This is a genomic window from Patulibacter americanus DSM 16676 (assembly GCF_000420025.1).
GTDB lineage: Bacteria > Actinomycetota > Thermoleophilia > Solirubrobacterales > Solirubrobacteraceae > Patulibacter > Patulibacter americanus.
This window is the reverse complement of sequence record NZ_ATUD01000001.1, coordinates 570644-586263: the sequence shown is the minus strand read 5'-3', so window position 1 is coordinate 586263 and position 15620 is coordinate 570644. Positions and strand designations below refer to the sequence as shown.

At 74.4% G+C, this 15620-nt stretch carries 17 protein-coding genes; 8 read left to right on the top strand and 9 right to left on the bottom strand.

All coding sequences use genetic code 11. The features are described 5' to 3' along the window. The first annotated feature begins 67 nt into the window (after positions 1 to 67). Positions 68 to 1060, top strand: a complete 993-nt coding sequence (locus F593_RS21985) for a metallophosphoesterase family protein (RefSeq protein WP_022927259.1) — start codon at positions 68 to 70, stop codon at positions 1058 to 1060. A gap of 125 nt (positions 1061 to 1185) precedes the next feature. Here the strand turns inward: F593_RS21985 and F593_RS0102880 are convergent, their stop codons facing one another. Further along, positions 1186 to 1752: a hypothetical protein gene (locus F593_RS0102880; RefSeq protein WP_022927258.1), complete on the bottom strand. Its 567-nt coding sequence runs from the start codon at positions 1750 to 1752 to the stop codon at positions 1186 to 1188. Positions 1753 to 1867: 115 nt separating this feature from the next. On the opposite strand from F593_RS0102880, the gene F593_RS0102875 reads away from it, so the two are divergent. After that, positions 1868 to 3046 (top strand): saccharopine dehydrogenase family protein, encoded by a 1179-nt coding sequence (locus tag F593_RS0102875; protein ID WP_022927257.1) that lies wholly within the window; start codon positions 1868 to 1870, stop codon positions 3044 to 3046. A gap of 46 nt (positions 3047 to 3092) precedes the next feature. Here F593_RS0102875 and F593_RS0102870 read toward each other — a convergent pair whose 3' ends face one another. Further along, a complete protein-coding gene (locus F593_RS0102870; RefSeq protein ID WP_022927256.1) occupies positions 3093 to 3704 on the bottom strand; it encodes an LURP-one-related family protein in 612 nt (203 codons plus the stop codon). A gap of 159 nt (positions 3705 to 3863) precedes the next feature. Next, the gene (locus tag F593_RS0102865; RefSeq protein ID WP_022927255.1) at positions 3864 to 4232 is read right to left on the bottom strand and encodes a hypothetical protein; all 369 of its coding nucleotides are present in this window, start codon (positions 4230 to 4232) and stop codon (positions 3864 to 3866) included. 128 nt (positions 4233 to 4360) lie between these two features. Here F593_RS0102865 and F593_RS0102860 point away from each other — a divergent pair, with 128 nt between their 5' ends. From F593_RS0102860 to F593_RS0102845, 4 genes are all read left to right on the top strand, one after another. Continuing rightward, positions 4361 to 5698, top strand: coding sequence for a sensor histidine kinase (locus F593_RS0102860; protein WP_157251502.1), 1338 nt, complete (start codon positions 4361 to 4363; stop codon positions 5696 to 5698). After that, a complete protein-coding gene (locus F593_RS0102855) occupies positions 5695 to 6333 on the top strand; it encodes a response regulator (protein ID WP_022927253.1) in 639 nt (212 codons plus the stop codon). The genes F593_RS0102860 and F593_RS0102855 overlap by 4 nt, the downstream gene beginning before the upstream one ends. Before the next feature lie 56 nt (positions 6334 to 6389). Further along, entirely contained in the window at positions 6390 to 6794 is a 405-nt protein-coding gene (locus F593_RS0102850) for a hypothetical protein (protein ID WP_022927252.1), read from the top strand. Positions 6795 to 6901: 107 nt separating this feature from the next. Further along, the gene (locus F593_RS0102845) at positions 6902 to 8653 is read left to right on the top strand and encodes an acetate--CoA ligase (protein WP_022927251.1); all 1752 of its coding nucleotides are present in this window, start codon (positions 6902 to 6904) and stop codon (positions 8651 to 8653) included. Between the two features lie 54 nt (positions 8654 to 8707). Here F593_RS0102845 and F593_RS0102840 read toward each other — a convergent pair whose 3' ends face one another. Continuing rightward, positions 8708 to 9625, bottom strand: a complete 918-nt coding sequence (locus F593_RS0102840; protein ID WP_022927250.1) for an alpha/beta hydrolase family protein — start codon at positions 9623 to 9625, stop codon at positions 8708 to 8710. A gap of 105 nt (positions 9626 to 9730) precedes the next feature. On the opposite strand from F593_RS0102840, the gene F593_RS0102835 reads away from it, so the two are divergent. Next, positions 9731 to 10291: a TetR/AcrR family transcriptional regulator gene (locus tag F593_RS0102835; RefSeq protein ID WP_022927249.1), complete on the top strand. Its 561-nt coding sequence runs from the start codon at positions 9731 to 9733 to the stop codon at positions 10289 to 10291. 120 nt (positions 10292 to 10411) lie between these two features. On the opposite strand, the gene F593_RS21980 is transcribed toward F593_RS0102835, so the two are convergent. From F593_RS21980 to F593_RS0102810, 5 genes are all read right to left on the bottom strand, one after another. Then, positions 10412 to 10969, bottom strand: coding sequence for an SRPBCC family protein (locus F593_RS21980; RefSeq protein ID WP_022927248.1), 558 nt, complete (start codon positions 10967 to 10969; stop codon positions 10412 to 10414). Between the two features lie 74 nt (positions 10970 to 11043). Continuing rightward, positions 11044 to 11886, bottom strand: a complete 843-nt coding sequence (locus tag F593_RS0102825) for an LLM class flavin-dependent oxidoreductase (RefSeq protein WP_022927247.1) — start codon at positions 11884 to 11886, stop codon at positions 11044 to 11046. Further along, positions 11886 to 12977, bottom strand: coding sequence for an alkene reductase (locus tag F593_RS21975; protein WP_022927246.1), 1092 nt, complete (start codon positions 12975 to 12977; stop codon positions 11886 to 11888). The genes F593_RS0102825 and F593_RS21975 overlap by 1 nt, the downstream gene beginning before the upstream one ends. Before the next feature lie 103 nt (positions 12978 to 13080). Further along, on the bottom strand, positions 13081 to 14025 hold the full coding sequence (locus F593_RS0102815; protein ID WP_022927245.1) for an alpha/beta hydrolase: 945 nt from the start codon (positions 14023 to 14025) through the stop codon (positions 13081 to 13083). A 17-nt stretch (positions 14026 to 14042) separates the two neighbouring features. After that, positions 14043 to 14993, bottom strand: a complete 951-nt coding sequence (locus tag F593_RS0102810) for an NADP-dependent oxidoreductase (protein WP_022927244.1) — start codon at positions 14991 to 14993, stop codon at positions 14043 to 14045. 120 nt (positions 14994 to 15113) lie between these two features. Between F593_RS0102810 and F593_RS0102805 the strand changes: the two genes are divergently transcribed. Next, complete coding sequence (locus F593_RS0102805; protein ID WP_022927243.1) at positions 15114 to 15611, top strand: MarR family winged helix-turn-helix transcriptional regulator; 498 nt, start codon at positions 15114 to 15116, stop codon at positions 15609 to 15611. Positions 15612 to 15620: the final 9 nt, after the last annotated feature.

Here is a 15620-nt window from a genome sequence, read left to right as displayed (position 1 = left end):
GCGCCTAGCGTGCTGCCGGTCCGTCAGGCCGCGCACCCCGCGCGGCTTCCATACCGGAGGTCCCCCCTTGTCCCCCGTCTCCTCGACGCGTCGCCGGCTGCTCGCCGGCGCCGGAGTCGCCACGGCCGGCGCCGCCGTCGCCGCCACGCCCGCCGGTGCCACGCTGCCCCGGCACAGCCCGTTCGGTCGCGTGCGCATCCTGCACTTCACCGACGCGCACATCACGCCCGAGCGCCCCCGGTCGATCACCGAGTCGCGCCGTGCGCTCGGCCTGGGCCTGCGGTACCGGCCCGACATCGTCCTGCAGGGCGGCGACACGATCTTCGACGCGCTGGCCGCCGGCCGCGAGTCCGTCGCCGCGCAGTGGGCCGCCCACCAGGAGGTCTACCGTGGCGTGCGCGTGCCCGTCGCGCACGTGATCGGCAACCACGACTGCTGGACCGGTCCGGGCTCTGCGGGCGACCCGTTGCAGGGCAAGGCCTGGGCGAAGAAGGAGCTCGGCCTGGAGCAGACGTACTACGCGCGCCAGCTCGGCCGCTGGAAGCTCATCGTGCTCGACTCGATCACGCTCACGACGGGCACGAGCTACGTCGGCCGCCTCGGCGACGAGCAGACCGCGTGGCTCACGCAGGAGCTGCAGAGCACGCCGGCCCGCACGCCGGTGGTCCTGGCGTCGCACATCCCGATCCAGACGGCCCTGCCGTTCACGGACTCGTCGCTGCGCAAGGGCGACGACTTCGTCGTCCCGGGCGGCTGGGGCGTGCACTCGGATCTGCCCGAGATCAACGACCTGCTGCTGCGCCACCCCAACGTGCGGCTGGCGCTCAGCGGCCACAACCACGTGCGCGACGACATCACCTACAACACGGTGCGGTTCGCCAACGGCGGCGCGGTCAGCGGCAACTGGTGGGACACGAAGGACCCGGGCTACCGCGACACGCCCGCGGGCTTCGCGATCGTCGACCTGTTCACGGACGGCCAGGCCGAGATCCAGTACCTGTCCTACCGCGAGGTCGGCGAGCTCGAGCCGTCGGCCGACGGCCCGGCCCGCGGCGCCTGAGGGACTAGGCCCCGGCCCGCGAAGCACGGGCCGGGGCCCGCGCCCCTTTGCGGGTGGACCGGGCCGCGCCGCAGTCCTGCGCGGTCCGGCCCGAGAAGCACGGGCCGGGGCCCGCGCCCCTTCCCCTACTCGTCCGTCGAGGAGAGGTCGAGCCAGCGATCGAGCGCGTGCACGCCGGCCGCGGTCAGGTCGCCGTCCTGGTCGACCCAGTCGCGCACGTGCAGCGCCAGGCCGAGGGCCTGCGCGTTGTCGGGCTGGGGACCCTTGCCCGTCTGCGTCGCGAGCGTGACGGTGCCCGGCTCGACCGTCCAGCGGCCGGAGTCCAGCGCCGCGAGGGCGCGGCCCTGGGCGGCCGTGGGGATGTCGACCGGCGACGGGACGCCGGGCGCCAGGGGCGTCTCGGCGATGTCGGCCGGGGTATCGGGGGCCTTCGGAGTGGGGGCCGAGGACGCGGGGCTGCCGGGCCGCGCCGTGGGGAAGCCCTGGTTGCCGTCGAGCTGCTTCTTCAGCCAGCCGCCGGCGAGGTCCGCCATCACGCGGGCACGGGCAGGGTCGATCCCGTTCTCGCGCGCCACGCGCTCGAGGTCGGAGAGGTCGCTCTGCGAGATGCGCTCCGCGGACTTCGTGACCTCGGCCGCGATGTTGCGCAGCGTCTCTTCGAAGCTCTTGGGCCGGTCGTCGTCGTCGCTCATGGATGAATGGTCGCAGCCCAGCCTGTTCGCCACATCAATTCATCTGGCCACTGCCCGCCGCGGTCTCCTCCACTCTCGACTGGCCGGTCGGCCAGTCGGGTGCGAGACTGCGCCGATGGAAGCGTCTCGTCCCTACGACCTCGTCCTCTTCGGCGGCACCGGCTTCACCGGGGGGCTGACCGCGGAGTACCTGGCCAAGCACGCGCCGAGCGACCTGCGGTGGGCGCTCGCGGGCCGCAACCCGCAGAAGCTCGAGGCGCTGCGCGAGCGGCTCCAAGGGCTCGCGGACGACGCCGGACAGCTCGAGCTGCTCCAGGCCGACATGACCGATCCGGCGTCGCTGAAGCGCGTCGCGGAGTCGGCGCGCGTCGTCGTCACGACCGTCGGCCCGTACGCGCTGCACGGCGAGCCGCTCGTCGCCGCGTGCGCCGAGGCGGGGACGGACTACTGCGACCTGACGGGCGAGCCGGAGTTCGTCGACCGGATGTGGAACCTGCACCACGAACGCGCGACGGAGACGGGTGCGCGCCTGGTGCACTGCTGCGGGTTCGACTCGATCCCCCACGACCTCGGCGCGTACTTCACCGTGCAGCAGCTCCCGGAGGGGGTGCCGCTGAAGGTCGAGGGCTTCGTGCGCGCCAACGCCGAGTTCTCCGGCGGCACGTTCCACTCCGCCGTCAACGCGTTCGGCCGCGCGCGGCAGACGGCGGCCGAGGGCAAGCGCCGCCGGGCGAAGGAGCCGCGGCTCGAGGGGCGGAAGGTGCGGTCCGTCAAGGCCGGCATCCGGCGCGTGTCCGCGATGGGCGGCTACGCGATCCCGCTGCCGACCGTGGACCCCCAGATCGTGAAGCGCTCCGCCCGCGCCCTGGAGCGCTACGGCCCCGACTTCTCCTACGGCCACTACGTCTTCGCGAAGAAGGCGCAGACGGTCGTCACGCTCCCCCTCGGCGTGGGGACGCTGTTCGCCCTGGCGCAGCTCAAGCCGACGCGCGACCTGCTCCTGAAGACCAAGGGCGCGGGCGACGGGCCCTCCGAGGCGCGCCGCCTGAAGAGCTGGTTCAAGGTGCGGTTCGTCGGCGAGGGCGGCGGGGAGCGCGTGGTCACCGAGGTCCGCGGCGGCGACCCGGGCTACGACGAGACGGCACGGATGCTCGCCGAGTCCGGCCTGTGCCTCGCCCTGGACGACCTGCCGGAGACGGCGGGCCAGGTGACGACCGCCCAGGCGATGGGCGACGCGCTCCTGAAGCGCCTGCAGGACTCCGGCATGGCCTTCGAGGTGCTCGAGAGCGCGTAGGTCGCGACGGTCCGGGTCCGCGCGGCTCGGCGCGGGCCCGGGGGACCTAGCGGGCCATCAGCGCGTCCATGCCCACGGCTGCGGCGACCGCGAGCCGGCGGTCGAGCTCGCGCTCGGGGTCCGCGGTGAAGTCGAGCTCGTAGACGTCGCGGAGCTTCCAGCGGCGGCGGCGGTTCTCGCCGAGCCGACGGCCGTCCGCCGCGAGGAACTCGAAGTCGAACGGGATCGGCAGCCAATCTGCGACGCCGCCGATGAAGGGGACGAAGCCGATCACGCGGCGCAGGAGCGCGACGCCGAGGCTGCGCTCCTGGGCGGTGACCTCGGCGCCCGTGCGCCCGTCCGTCAGCACGAACGTGGAGCGCAGCACCGACGCGCCGAACGCCTTGCGGATCGTGCCGACGACCGCGCCGTCCGCGGTGATGTCGTACGTCGCGGCGGGGTCGAACCGCTTCCGGGCCTTGATCCGCAGGAGCTCCGTGCTCTTGCTCTCGTCCCCGAAGAAGCGGATGTCCTCCTTGAACTTGAACCGCTTCTGCTCGACGAAGCAGAAGGGCTCACCGTCGTCGTCCGGCCCCGGGACCGAGAACTCGTACTGGTTGACGACGAGCCGGATGCGCTGGTGCAGCACGAACCGGTCGTGGGCGAAGGGGTCGGTCATGTCGCGGATCGTCCCAGGGGGTGCGGCGTCCCGGGTCGCGCATCGTCCGAGGGCGACCGGCGTTCCGGGTGGCGGGGCGTGCGGACCCGCGGACCGGGGCGCGCGCGGGGCGCTGAGCGGGCGGGGTGTGTGCCGGCCGCCCCGCCCGAGCGTTCGGGCTCAGTCGTCGGAGCCGCGGCCCCCGTGCCGGCGGCCGTGGTCGTCGCCGCGCTCGTGACGGGAGCCATGGTCGTCGCCCCGGTCGTGGCGGGAGCCGTGGCGGCCGTGGTCGTCGCCGCGCTCGTGGTGGGCGCCGTGACGCTCGTGGTGGCGGCGGCGGTCCTCACGCCGGCGCTCCTCGCGACGGCGGGCGCGCTCGGCGGCGGTGCGCCGGTCGTCGCTCGAGTCGTGGCGGTGGTGGACGCCGCCGGAGGCGTGGCGCTCGTGGCCGGGGCCGTCGTCGGCGCCGTGGCGGGCCTGGCCCGCGGCGGGGAGGGCGAGGGCGAGGACGGCGGCGCCGGCGAGGGCGATGGGGGTGAGGGGTCGCATGTGGTGCTCCTTGGGACTGGGGGGGTGCGGTGTTGGACGGCAGACTGCGCCCGACGCGGTCCCAGCCGCAACGGGACCTTGGTCCGAGTCCGACCCGGCCGCGCGTCGGAGCGGGCAGGATGTCGCCGGTGAGAGGAAGGGAGGACGACGCGCCGCGCAGCGCACCACGACCGCCGAGCACGGGCGCGGCGGTGCTGCGGTTCATGGCCGGCAGCCTCGCGGCACTGCTCGTGGTCGTCCTGGGCGGGTACTTCGCGCTGCGCTCCGTGACGATCGCCGAGGCCGAGCGCGACACGCGCGAGCTTGTGCGCATCGACGGGCAGCTCGTGCAGGCCGCCGGCCTCTCGAACGGGTTGAAGACCGGCGACCGGCGCGCGCTGGAGCGGCTCGACGACCTCGTCCAGGGCCAGGTCCTCGGCGGCTCCGTCGTGCGGGTCAAGCTCTGGACCGCCGACGGGCGCATCCTCTACGCGGACGAGCCGCGCCTCATCGGTCGGCGGTTCGTCCTCGACGAGGAGGAGCGCGAGCTGTTCGAGACGGGCGGGTCCGAGGCCGAGCTCAGCGAGCTGGGGCGCGACGAGAACGCGTTCGAGCGCGGCGAGCGCCGGCTGCTCGAGGCCCATACCGTGGTGCGGCTCCCCGACGGCACCCCGGTGATGTTCGAGCTCTACCAGCGGTTCTCGTCCGTCACCGCCAGCGCGGAGCGCCTGCTGCGCGCGCTGGCCCCGCCGCTGCTCGGCGGGCTGCTGGTGCTGCTGCTCTTCCAGACCCCGCTGGCCTGGTCGATGGCCCGGCGGCTGCGCCGCGGCCACGAGGAGCGAGAGCGCCTTCTGGCCGCCGCCGTCGAGGCCTCGAGCCGCGAGCGGCGGCGGATCGCGGCGGACCTCCACGACGGTGTCGTCCAGGACCTCGCGGGCGTCGCGTTCGGCCTGGCGCCGCTGGCGGACGAGGAGCGGCGCGAGGGGCGGCCGCAGCGCGCGGAGGTCGTCGACGAGGCCGTCGGCCGGCTCCGCCAGGGCGTCCGGGACCTGCGCGCGCTGCTGCTCGAGATCCACCCGCCGACCGTCGCGGCCACGGGCCTCGAGGCAGCGATCGAGGACCTGCTCAGCCCGCTGCGTGCGGCCGGGGTGGAGGCGACGCTCGAGGTCGAGGACGAGGTCGCCGCCGGGGGCCGGCACGACGAGCTGCTCTATCGCGTGGCGCGCGAGGCCGTCCGCAACGCCCGCGAGCACGCCGAGCCCTCGCGGGTCTCCGTCACGGTACGCCGGACGACCGACGGCGGCACCGGCCTGCGGGTCGAGGACGACGGACGCGGGTTCGAGGGCGCCGAGCGCGACCGCCGACGGGCGGAGGGGCACCTCGGGCTCCCGCTCCTCGAGGAGCTCGTCGCCCACGCCGGTGGCACCACGCGCATCGCGTCCTGGCCCGGCCGTGGCACCCTGATCGAGGTGGAGGTCCCCGCATGAGCGTCACCGTCCTGTTGGCCGACGACCACGGCGTCATGCGCGAGGGCCTCGGGCGGCTCATCGGCGCCCTGGACGACATCGAGCTCGTCGGCACCGCGGCCGACGGCGGCGAGGCCGTCGAGCGGGCGCGCGAGCTCACGCCGGACGTCGTCGTCATGGACCTCGACATGCCCGTGCTCGACGGGATCGAGGCGACGCGGCGCGTGCGGGTCGAGAGCCCGCGCACCGCCGTCCTCGTGCTCACCGCGTTCTCGGACCGCCGGCGGATCCTCGCGGCGCTCGAGGCGGGCGCCTGCGGCTACCTGCTCAAGGACGCCTCGTCGACCGAGGTCGCCGACGGCATCCGCGCCGCCGCCCGGGGCGAGTCGCCGCTGGACCCCCGCGCGGCCCGCACCGTGCTCACCGCCCGCACGGAGCGCGATCCGCTCGACGCGCTGTCCCCGCGGGAGCGCGACGTGCTGGCGCTGCTCGTCCAGGGCCTGCCGAACAAGCTCATCGCCCGCCGTCTCGAGATCACGGAGAAGACCGTCAAGTCGCACCTGACGCGCGTGTTCCGCGAGATCGGCGTGACGGACCGGACCCAGGCGGCGCTGTGGGCCGAGCGTCGCGGGTTCCCGGGCGACGGCGGACACTGAGCGGTGCGACCAAGGTCCCGTTGCGCGACGGACCACCCGACCGCCACCGTGAAGGGGTGCCCGTCCGCCGCCCCCGCCGTGCCCCCGTCGTCCTCCTGATCGCGGCGACCCTCGCGGCCGCCGCGCCCGCCCCGGCCGTCGCCCGCGGAGGCGACGGCGACCGCGTGCGCACGGAGCGCCGCTGCGGGCAGGCGGCGCGCGTGCGGCTCGAGCTGCGCGGTCGCGACGGCGAGATCGCGGTGCGCTTCGGCCTCGAGCGGGGCCGGGCGCGCGAGTCGTGGCGCGTCGTCGTCGTCCGCGACGGGCGCGTGGTCCAGCGCGCCGTGCGACGCCTGGACGGCTCGGGCCGGTTCGAGGTGCGGTTCTCGCTGCGGGATCTGCCCGGCGGCGACCGGGTCCGTGGACGCGCGGTCGGCCCCCGCGGGACGGTCTGCGAGGCCGAGGGCACGCTCCGCGGGTGAGCGGCACGGCCCGGCGTCGCCGTCGTCGTAGGCTTGTCCCGACCGCCGGACCGGGCACGCGCGAAGGCGTACCCGGTGCCGCCCCGGACGCCGGACCGAGGAGACCCATGAGCGACGCCACGACGATCCCCGGGCGGGACGCCCCGCCCCGCATGCAGGACTACGCGGCCGAGCGGGCGCGCTTCCGCGTCGACGTGCCCGCCGTCTTCAACCCCGTCGTCGACCTGCTCGAGACGTGGGCGGCCGAGCGGCCGGACGACCTGGCGCTGCTCTCGCTGGGGCCCAACGGCGAGACCGTGGCCGAGCAGTCCGTCGCCGACCTGGTGCGCGAGGCGCGGCGGTTCGGCAGCGCGCTGCAGGCGCTCGGCGTGCGGAAGGGCGACCCGGTCTTCGTGATGCTCCCGCGCGTGCCGGCGTGGTACACGGCGGTGCTCGGGGCGATCCGCATCGGCGCGGTCCCGATGCCCGGCCCGAACCTGCTGACGCCGAAGGACATCGCCTACCGCGTGACCCGCGCGGACGCCGTCGTGGCGATCACGGACGCCGCCGGCGCGGCGAAGATCGACGCGATCGACGAGCCGCTGCCGTCGCTGCGCACGCGGATCGCCTGGCTCCCCGACGCGGACCCGGCGAGTGGGGCGGCGACCCCCGCGGTCCCCGGGCCGGCGCTGGCGGCGGCGACCGCGGTCCCGGCCGCGCCCGCCGGCTGGGAGGACCTCGGCGCCCTGCTCGCCGCCGCGCCGGATGACGGCTCGGACCTGCCCGCGCAGCCGACGCGCCGCGAGGACCCGCTGCTCCTCTACTTCACCTCGGGCACCGTCTCGCAGCCGAAGATGGTCCTCCACACCCAGGAGTACGGCCTCGGGCACGTCGCCACCGCGCGGTTCTGGCACGACCTGCGGCCGGGCGACCGCCACTGGACGGTCACCGACACCGGGTGGGCCAAGGCCGCTTGGGGCGGGCTCTTCGGCCAGTGGCACGAGCGCGCGACCGTCGTGCAGGTCGCGCTCGGGCGGCCCGACGCCCACACCATCCTGCGGATCCTGCGTGAGCACCGCATCACGTCCTTCTGCGCGCCGCCGACGCTCTACCGCGCGCTCGTGCAGGCCGACCTCGCCGCCCACGACCTCTCGACCCTGCGCCACTGCACGAGTGCGGGCGAGCCGCTGAACCCCGAGGTCATCAAGGTCTGGGCGGAGGGCACGGGCGGGCTGACCGTCCACGACGCCTACGGGCAGACCGAGACGACGGTGCTCGTGGCGAACTACCCCGGCGTGCCGGTCCGCCCGGGCTCGATGGGCCTGCCCGTCCCGGGCTGGGACGTCGACGTGCTGGCCGAGGACGGCTCCCGGGCGCCCGACGGCGAGGTCGGGTCGATCGCGGTGCGGGTCGACGAGGACCACCGGCCGGTCGGGCTCTTCGCGGGCTACCACCGCGACCCCGAGGCGACCGCCGACCGGTTCCGGAACGGGTGGTACCTGACGGGCGACAAGGCCGCGCGCGACACCGACGGCTACCTCTGGTTCGAGGGGCGCGACGACGACGTCATCACGTCCTCGGCCTACCGGATCGGCCCGTTCGAGGTGGAGTCCGTGCTCGTCGAGCACCCCGCGGTGATGGAGGCCGCGGTCGTCGGCAAGGACGACCCGGAGCGCACGCAGATCGTCACGGCGTTCGTGATCCTGGCGGCGGGCTTCGTCGCGTCGGACGCGCTCGCGAAGGAGCTGCAGGACCACACGAAGCAGCTCACCGCGCCGTACAAGTACCCGCGGGAGATCCACTTCGTGACGGAGCTGCCCAAGACGGTGTCGGGCAAGATCCGCCGGACGGAGCTGCGGGACCTGCTGCGTCAGGGGTAGGCGCGCCCGTCGCCCGACGGCTCCCGCGCCCGCGGGGCCGACGAGCGGCGGACCCTACGCCTTCGACTCGAGGCGCCCCACCCCGTCGCCCTCCCCCGCGAGGTCCCGGGCGACGTCGTCCCACCCCGCCTCGTCGACGCCCAGCGCGCTGCGCAGGAACGCCGTCGTGACGCGCTGGACCAGCGCGATCCGCTCCGGGCTCTCGTCCGTCGTCTCCGCGGCCTCGTAGCCGGCGATGCCGCCCAGCCCGTGCTCGGCGCCGAAGAGGGTCAGCAGGCTCTTGCGGCCCGGGCTCAGGGTGTAGGGGTCCGTGAACCAGTCCGGGCCGCGCGTCGACATCGGCGAGTCGTCGTGGTCGCCGGCCACCACGAGGGTCGGGACGCTCATGCCGGCGAAGGTGGGGCTCATGAACGGGAAGTGCTCCGCCGCGAAGGGGGAGAGGTCGTCCCCGCCCGCGCCGGTCGTCGCCAGCAGCACGCCGGCGCTGACGCGCGGGTCGGAGAGGTCCTCGCCGGGCGTGCCGTCGGCGTTCAGGACGCGCGCGCCGATCAGCGTGCTGGCGGTCTGGCCGCCCCAGGAGTGCCCGGCGACCGCGATCCGGTCGCGGTCGACGCGGCCGGCGAGTCCGGGAACGGCCGCGAGGAGGGTGTCGAGCTCGTCGAGCGTGCGGACGAGGTCGGCGATCCGGACGCGCCAGATGTCGCCGTAGCGCGGGTCCGCGGGGGTGAGGCCGAGGGTGCGGGAGTCGAGGTGCGTGGGCTGGAGCACGACGAACCCGTGTGCGGCCCAATGGTCCGCGAGGGGACCGTAGCCGTGCAGCGACTGCCCGTGGCCGTGGGAGAGGACGACGACGGGGAGGTCCCCGCCGGCGACGGGGGCGGAGACCCGCACCTGCAGGTCGTCGCCCCGGTCGGGGGCGGGCAGCACGATCGGCTTGACGGAGACGGCGGGGATGGGCGTGGGGTGGGGCATGGGTGTCCTTTGTGGCGACCGCGATGCTCGCGGTCGGGTACGATCCACCATGAAGTGGAGAGGCTGTCCGTAAAGAGTAGCGGATAGCCAGTCCACTTACGAGTCATGACTCCAGAACCGACCCGCACCCCCACCAAGCGCGCCGACGCGGAGCGCAACCGCGAGAAGATCCTCGCGGCTGCCCGCGAGGCCTTCGCCGACCCGGAGGCCGACGTCTCCATGGCCGAGGTCTCGCGCCGCGCCGGCGTCGGCATGGCGACGCTCTACCGCAACTTCGCGGGCCGCCGCGAGCTGCTCGAGGCGCTCTACGTCGATGAGGTCGACGCGGTCGTCCGGGCGGCGGAGGAGCTGGACGACGAGGCACCCGGGGCGGCGCTGCAGGCGTGGCTGCGCCGGTTCTTCGCGTACTTCCGGAGCAAGCGCCACGTCGCGGCGGAGCTCTTGGAGCACGCCGCCGGCGACGACCCCGTCTTCGACGGCAACCGCGCCCGGGTGTTCGCCGCCGGCGCGCCGCTGCTGATGGCGGCTCAGGAGGCGGGCGAGGTCCGCGACGACCTCACCCTGGAGCAGGTCCTGCTGCTCGTCGTCGCGGTCGCCCGGATGCCGGGCGACGCCGCCTTCGCCGAGCCGCTCCTGCAGACCGTCCTGGACGGGTTGCGCCGGTAGCCGGGGCGCGTCAGGCGTCGCCGTCCGCCGCCAGGCCCGCCTGGCCTCCGAACTCGTGCACGCGGACGGCGCGACATCGCCCGCCAGGCTGGCGCGGGCGGTCCTCAGGGTCTGAGCGGCTCAGGCGGCCGCGGAGCGCGCGGGCTGCACGTCGTCCTGCGGCGTCCCGGTGCTCGACGCCTCCGAGGGCGTCCGCTCGGCCACCTCGATCGTCGCCCGCAGGGCCTGGGCCATGTACCGGCGCCACAGCGGCCCGACGATCCGCCGCATGATCACGGTGCGACCGGGGAGGGGCTTGAACTCGTAGGTCCAACGGATCAGCGTGCCGGTCCCGTCGGGGGCGAACGTCCACTCGCCGCGGACGCCTCCGACCAGACGGCCGAGGACGTTGGTGAAGTCGACGAGGGTGTAGGCGAAGCTCGAGGGGCGGGTGTACTCCGCCAGGGTCTCGGTGGCGGTCGAGCCGTCGGCCAGGTCGGGGTTGCGCGAGGCGCCGACGTGGTCCCACGGTCCGGTCTCGTTCTTCGAGCCTCGGACGCCCGGGAAGATGCCGCGCCAGCCCGTGAAGATCAGCGAGAGGTCGATGGGCACGACCACGTCGAACGCGGTCTCGGGCGGAACCGACGTGCGGCCCTGGACGGTGACGGGGACGGTCGTGTCGCTTGCGGTGATGAGCATGGTGCTTCGTGTCCTGGTGGTCGGTGTCCGGGCCGCCGTGGCGGCCCGGACGGGTCGGTGGGATCGTGGGTGCGTCAGGAGCCGGCGGGGGTGCGCTCGCGGGCGACCGCGGCCTGCTCGCCGAGGCGGGCGAGCTGGTCGAGTCCCTCGGTGCCGGCGGGGACGGTGACCAGGGCAGTGCCGAACCGGTGGGTCTCGTGCAGGCGGACGAGCTGGTCGGGCCACGTGGGCGGCGGGCCGTCGAGCGGCGCGATGAGCGCGCGTTCGACGTCCCCCGGCTCGCGGCCCGCCCGCTTGGCCGCCTCGTCGATGGCGTGGTGACTGCGCTGCGCGTCGGCCGCCAGGTCGATGTAGGGGATCGTGGGCAGCCAGCCGTCGGCCAGGCGCCCCGTCAGGCCGAGCATCCGCGGCTTGTACGCCCCGAGCCACAGGGGGATCTTCTGGCTCGGGGGCGGGCCCGGGTGGGCGCCCTTGACCCGGTAGTGCGTGCCGTCGACGGTCAGCGGCCGGTCGCCGCGCCACCAGCCCTGGATGATCGCGATGGCCTCCTCGAGCGCGTCCACGCCCTCCGGTGCGGTGCGCTTCGGGCCGCCCATGGCGGCGACGGCGTCGCCGAAGGCGCCGCTGCCCAGGCCGAGGGCGAACCGGCCCTCGCTGAGCAGCTCGAGCGACGCGGCCGCCTTGGCGAGCATCGCCGGCGGGCGCAGGGGGAGGTTGGCGACGCCGCTGACCAGCTGGATCGAGCGGGTCCGCGCGGCCGCGAAGGCCAGGAGCGTCCAGGTCTCCAGAAAGCGCGGCTGGTACGGGTGGTCCTGGATCCCGACGAGGTCGAGGCCGGCGCCCTCGGCGGCCTCGATCTGGCGGACCGTCGTAGCCGGGTCCGCCGCGTCGGGAACGATGAAGGCGCCGACGCGCATCAGACGGCGGCCGGTACGGCGGGGTCGCTCGGAGCCGGGGCCTCGAGCGTGGGGTAGTCGGTGTAGCCGACGTGGTCACCGCCGTAGAACGTGGCCGGATCGGCGCTGTTGAGCGGTGCCCCCGCCTTGATGCGGGCGGGGAGGTCGGGGTTGGCCAGGGCCATCGTCCCGACCGTGATGACGTCGGCCCGCCCGGAGTCGAGGTCCGCGATGCGCGTGTCGAGGTCGGCGCCGGGGCGGTTGAGGATGAGCGTCGTCGGCCACGCCTTGCGGATCGTCTGCAGCAACTCCTCGTCGCCGCCGTGGAGCAGGTGCAGATAGGCGAGGTTCAGGGGAGAGAGGGCCGCGATGAGCGCCGGGTACACGTCGTGCGCGTCGTGCTCGACGATGTCGTTCAGCTGCGTGCCGGGCGAGAGCCGCAGGCCCGTGCGCTCGGCGCCGATCTCGTCGGCCACCGCCGAGACGACCTCCGTCGCGAGGCGGATGCGGTTGGCGATGGAGCCGCCGTACCCGTCGGTGCGCGCGTTCGCGTTGCTCGAGAGGAACTGGTGCAGCAGGTAGCCGTTGGCGCCGTGGATCTCGACGCCGTCGAAGCCCGCAGCGATCGCGGCGGACGCCGCGGCCCGGAACTCGGCGACGATCCCGGGGATCTCGTCCGTGCCCAGGGCGCGGGGGGCGGGCATGTCCTGCGGGCCCGTGGGGGTGAACATCGTGCCCTTGGCCGCGATGGCCGACGGTGCGACGGACTGGCGGCCGTGCGGCGTGTTGTCGGGGTGCGAGACGCGGCCGACGTGCATGAGCTGGGCGACGATGCGTCCGCCCTCGGCGTGCACTGCGCCGGTGACCTCCTGCCAGCCGGCGACGTGCGGCTCGGTGTAGATGCCCGGGGTGAGCGTGTAGCCCTGCCCGTCGTCGGAGGGCTGGATGCCCTCGGTGACGAGCAGGGCCATCGAGGCGCGCTGGCGGTAGTACTCACGCTGCAGGTCGGTGGGGACGCCGTCCGCCCGGGCGCGGCCGCGGGTCATGGGCGCCATGGCGAGGCGGTGCGGCAGCTCGAGGGCACCGGCGGTGATGGGGTTCCAGATGGTCATGGTGGTGTCGTTTCGGTTCGTGGGGTGACGGCGGGCCGGGGGCCATGCCGGTGAGGGGGAGCGCGTTCGTCGGCCGCGGGCAGCCCGCGGCCGCGCTCCGTCTTCAGATCGCCTTGAGGACTCGGACGCGGTCGGCGATCGCGCGGCGCGCGACGTCGGACTCGAACGCGATCGAGTCGAACTCGTGTGGGGCACCCGGGTGGAGGTGGAACTCGACGGGCACGCCGGCGCGGCTGAGCTTCGTCGCGTAGGCGAGGTCCTCGTCGCGGAACACGTCGATCTGTCCGACCTCGATGTACGCCGGCGGCAGCCCTGTGGCGTCTTCGAGCCGCGCGGGAGCGGCCGTGGCGGGGACGTCCGGTCCGCCCGCTGCGTCCCCGAGCAGGGCCGGCCAGGCGGTGGCGCTGTCGTCGTAGGACCACAGGACGTACGGCGCGATGTGCGGGTCGGGGGTGCTCGTCCGGTCGTCGAGCATCGGCATGAGGAGGATCTGCCGGGCGACCTTCGGTCCGCCGCGATCGCGGGTGAGGATCGCCAGGGCCGCGGCCATGCCGCCTCCGGCGCTGTCACCCATCACGCCGATCCGGTCCGGATCGACGCCGAGCTCGTCGGCGTGCTCGTGCAACCAGCGCAGCGCGGCGTAGCCGTCCTCGACGGGTGTCGGGAACGGGTGCTCCGGGGCTCGGCGGTATTCGACCGACAGCATCGGCACGCCGCTGGCGGACACGTAGCGGGAGACCGGTCCGTCGAACAGGTCGATGTGCCCGAAGATGTAGCCGCCGCCGTGGAAGAACAGCACCGCCGGACCCGGCGTCGCACCATCCTTGGCGTACCAGCGCATCTTGATCTGGGCACCATCGCCGGCGGTCGCGTAGTACTCGCTGGTGGTCACGTCGTCCGGGATGGGCTGGGCGGCGCTCGCGGCGCCGATGATCGGCTCCCACATGGCGCGGCGTCCGGCGACGTCGCCGACCGGCGGCGGGGCGAAGCCGGACTCCGCCATCGGGGCCAGCGCCGCGGCGATCTCGGGATCGAGGTTCAGGGACATGATTCGGCTCCTCGCCGTCAGTTCTGGTGCTCGACGACGACGACGACGACCCGGCCCGAGGGCTCCCCGGCGTCGTCCTTGGCGTGCACCGCGGGCAGCTCGGCCAGCGGGACGCGCTGCGCGACGTCGACGCGCAGCTCGCCGCGGTCGACCAGGCCCACCAGACGCGAGAGCTGGTCGGCGTCGCTGCGGACGAAGATGCCGACCCCGCGTACGCCGCGGGCTTCGTCGGCGGGGGTCGGGATCATCGGCACCGAGTTCAGAACGACGCCGCCCGAGCGGACGAGCGTGGCCAACGCGACCAGCGCGTCGGCGTCGATGCGCGCGAGGTTGAGCAGGACGTCGACCGGCTCGATCACGGCGTCGGCCACCGCGGTGGTGGTGTGGTCGATGACCTCGTCCGCACCGGCGGACCGGACGCGCCCCTCGCTGCGCGGGCTGGCGGTCGCGATCACGTAGGCCCCGGCGTGCTTGGCCAGCTGCACGGCGTACCCGCCGACCGCGCCGCCCGCGCCGTTGATGAGGACGCGCTGTCCGGCCTGCAGGCCCGCGTCGTCGAAGAGCGCCTGGTAGGCGGTGAGGCCCACCATCGGCAGTGCGGCGGCGTCGGCGAGCGGGATGCTCGTGGGCGCCGGTGCCAAGAACTCGGCGGGAGTGACGACGTACTCGGCAGACGCGCCGTCGGCCGTCATGGAGAGGAATCCGACGACCGCGTCGCCGACCGCGACGTTGCTCACGCCCTCGCCGATCGCGTCGACCGTCCCGGAGACCTCGATGCCGGGGACGTGGGGGAGGGTCACCGGGAACGGGCCCTGCAGGTAGCCGCCGCGGATGCCGCCGTCGACGGGGTTGAACGACGTCGCGGCGACGCGGACGCGGGCCTCGCCGGCGGCGGGGACGGGCTGCTCCGCGTCCTCGTAGCGGAGGACGCCGCTGTCGCCGTGCTCGTGGAATCGAACTGCCTTCATGAGGGGCCTGCCTTCGTGGTGTCGGTGGCGTGCTTCAAGTTCGAAGCACCTGGTGAGCACCGTAGCAAGACTTTGAATTCGAAGCAAGTACGTTGAATTCGAAGCACGTAGACTGCGGGCATGGCCGACGCACCACCGCCCCTCGACCGCGTCCAGCTCGACGCGTACTTCGCGCTCATCGAGGTGGTGGGGCTGCTCCGCCACGCCGTCGAGCAGCAGCTGCGTGAGGCCGGCGACCTGAGCTACGTGCAGTTCCAGCTCCTGGCCCGCCTGAACGACGCGCCGACGGGCAGCCACCGGATGACGGATCTCGCCGACGGCGTCGTCTACAGCCGCAGCGGCCTGACGTACCAGGCGGGCCTGCTCGAGAAGGCCGGCCTGGTCACCCGCGCGCCGTCCGCAGAGGACGAGCGGAGCATCACGGTCACCATCACCGACGACGGCCGGGCGCGGGTCGCGAAGGTGCTGCCCGGTCACGCGGAGGTCATCAGCCGGATGCTGCTGGAGCCGTTGTCGCGCGACGACGTCGAGGCGCTGGCCGGCCTGCTGGAGCCCGTGCGCGACCACATGCGCGCAACGCCGCCGCGTTCGGCTGCGACCCGCCGCCGCCGACGCTAGGACCGGTCC

Bases quoted from the DNA above. Each gene is read 5' to 3' on its own strand.
- F593_RS0102880 (WP_022927258.1), bottom strand. From the start codon at position 1,752: ATGAGCGACGACGACGACCGGCCCAAGAGCTTCGAAGAGACGCTGCGC.
- F593_RS0102875 (WP_022927257.1), top strand. From the start codon at position 1,868: ATGGAAGCGTCTCGTCCCTACGACCTCGTCCTCTTCGGCGGCACCGGC.
- F593_RS0102870 (WP_022927256.1), bottom strand. From the start codon at position 3,704: ATGACCGACCCCTTCGCCCACGACCGGTTCGTGCTGCACCAGCGCATC.
- F593_RS0102865 (WP_022927255.1), bottom strand. From the start codon at position 4,232: ATGCGACCCCTCACCCCCATCGCCCTCGCCGGCGCCGCCGTCCTCGCC.
- F593_RS0102855 (WP_022927253.1), top strand. From the start codon at position 5,695: ATGAGCGTCACCGTCCTGTTGGCCGACGACCACGGCGTCATGCGCGAG.
- F593_RS0102845 (WP_022927251.1), top strand. From the start codon at position 6,902: ATGAGCGACGCCACGACGATCCCCGGGCGGGACGCCCCGCCCCGCATG.
- F593_RS0102840 (WP_022927250.1), bottom strand. From the start codon at position 9,625: ATGCCCCACCCCACGCCCATCCCCGCCGTCTCCGTCAAGCCGATCGTG.
- F593_RS0102835 (WP_022927249.1), top strand. From the start codon at position 9,731: ATGACTCCAGAACCGACCCGCACCCCCACCAAGCGCGCCGACGCGGAG.
- F593_RS21980 (WP_022927248.1), bottom strand. From the start codon at position 10,969: ATGCTCATCACCGCAAGCGACACGACCGTCCCCGTCACCGTCCAGGGC.
- F593_RS0102825 (WP_022927247.1), bottom strand. From the start codon at position 11,886: ATGCGCGTCGGCGCCTTCATCGTTCCCGACGCGGCGGACCCGGCTACG.
- F593_RS21975 (WP_022927246.1), bottom strand. From the start codon at position 12,977: ATGACCATCTGGAACCCCATCACCGCCGGTGCCCTCGAGCTGCCGCAC.
- F593_RS0102815 (WP_022927245.1), bottom strand. From the start codon at position 14,025: ATGTCCCTGAACCTCGATCCCGAGATCGCCGCGGCGCTGGCCCCGATG.
- F593_RS0102810 (WP_022927244.1), bottom strand. From the start codon at position 14,993: ATGAAGGCAGTTCGATTCCACGAGCACGGCGACAGCGGCGTCCTCCGC.
- F593_RS0102805 (WP_022927243.1), top strand. From the start codon at position 15,114: ATGGCCGACGCACCACCGCCCCTCGACCGCGTCCAGCTCGACGCGTAC.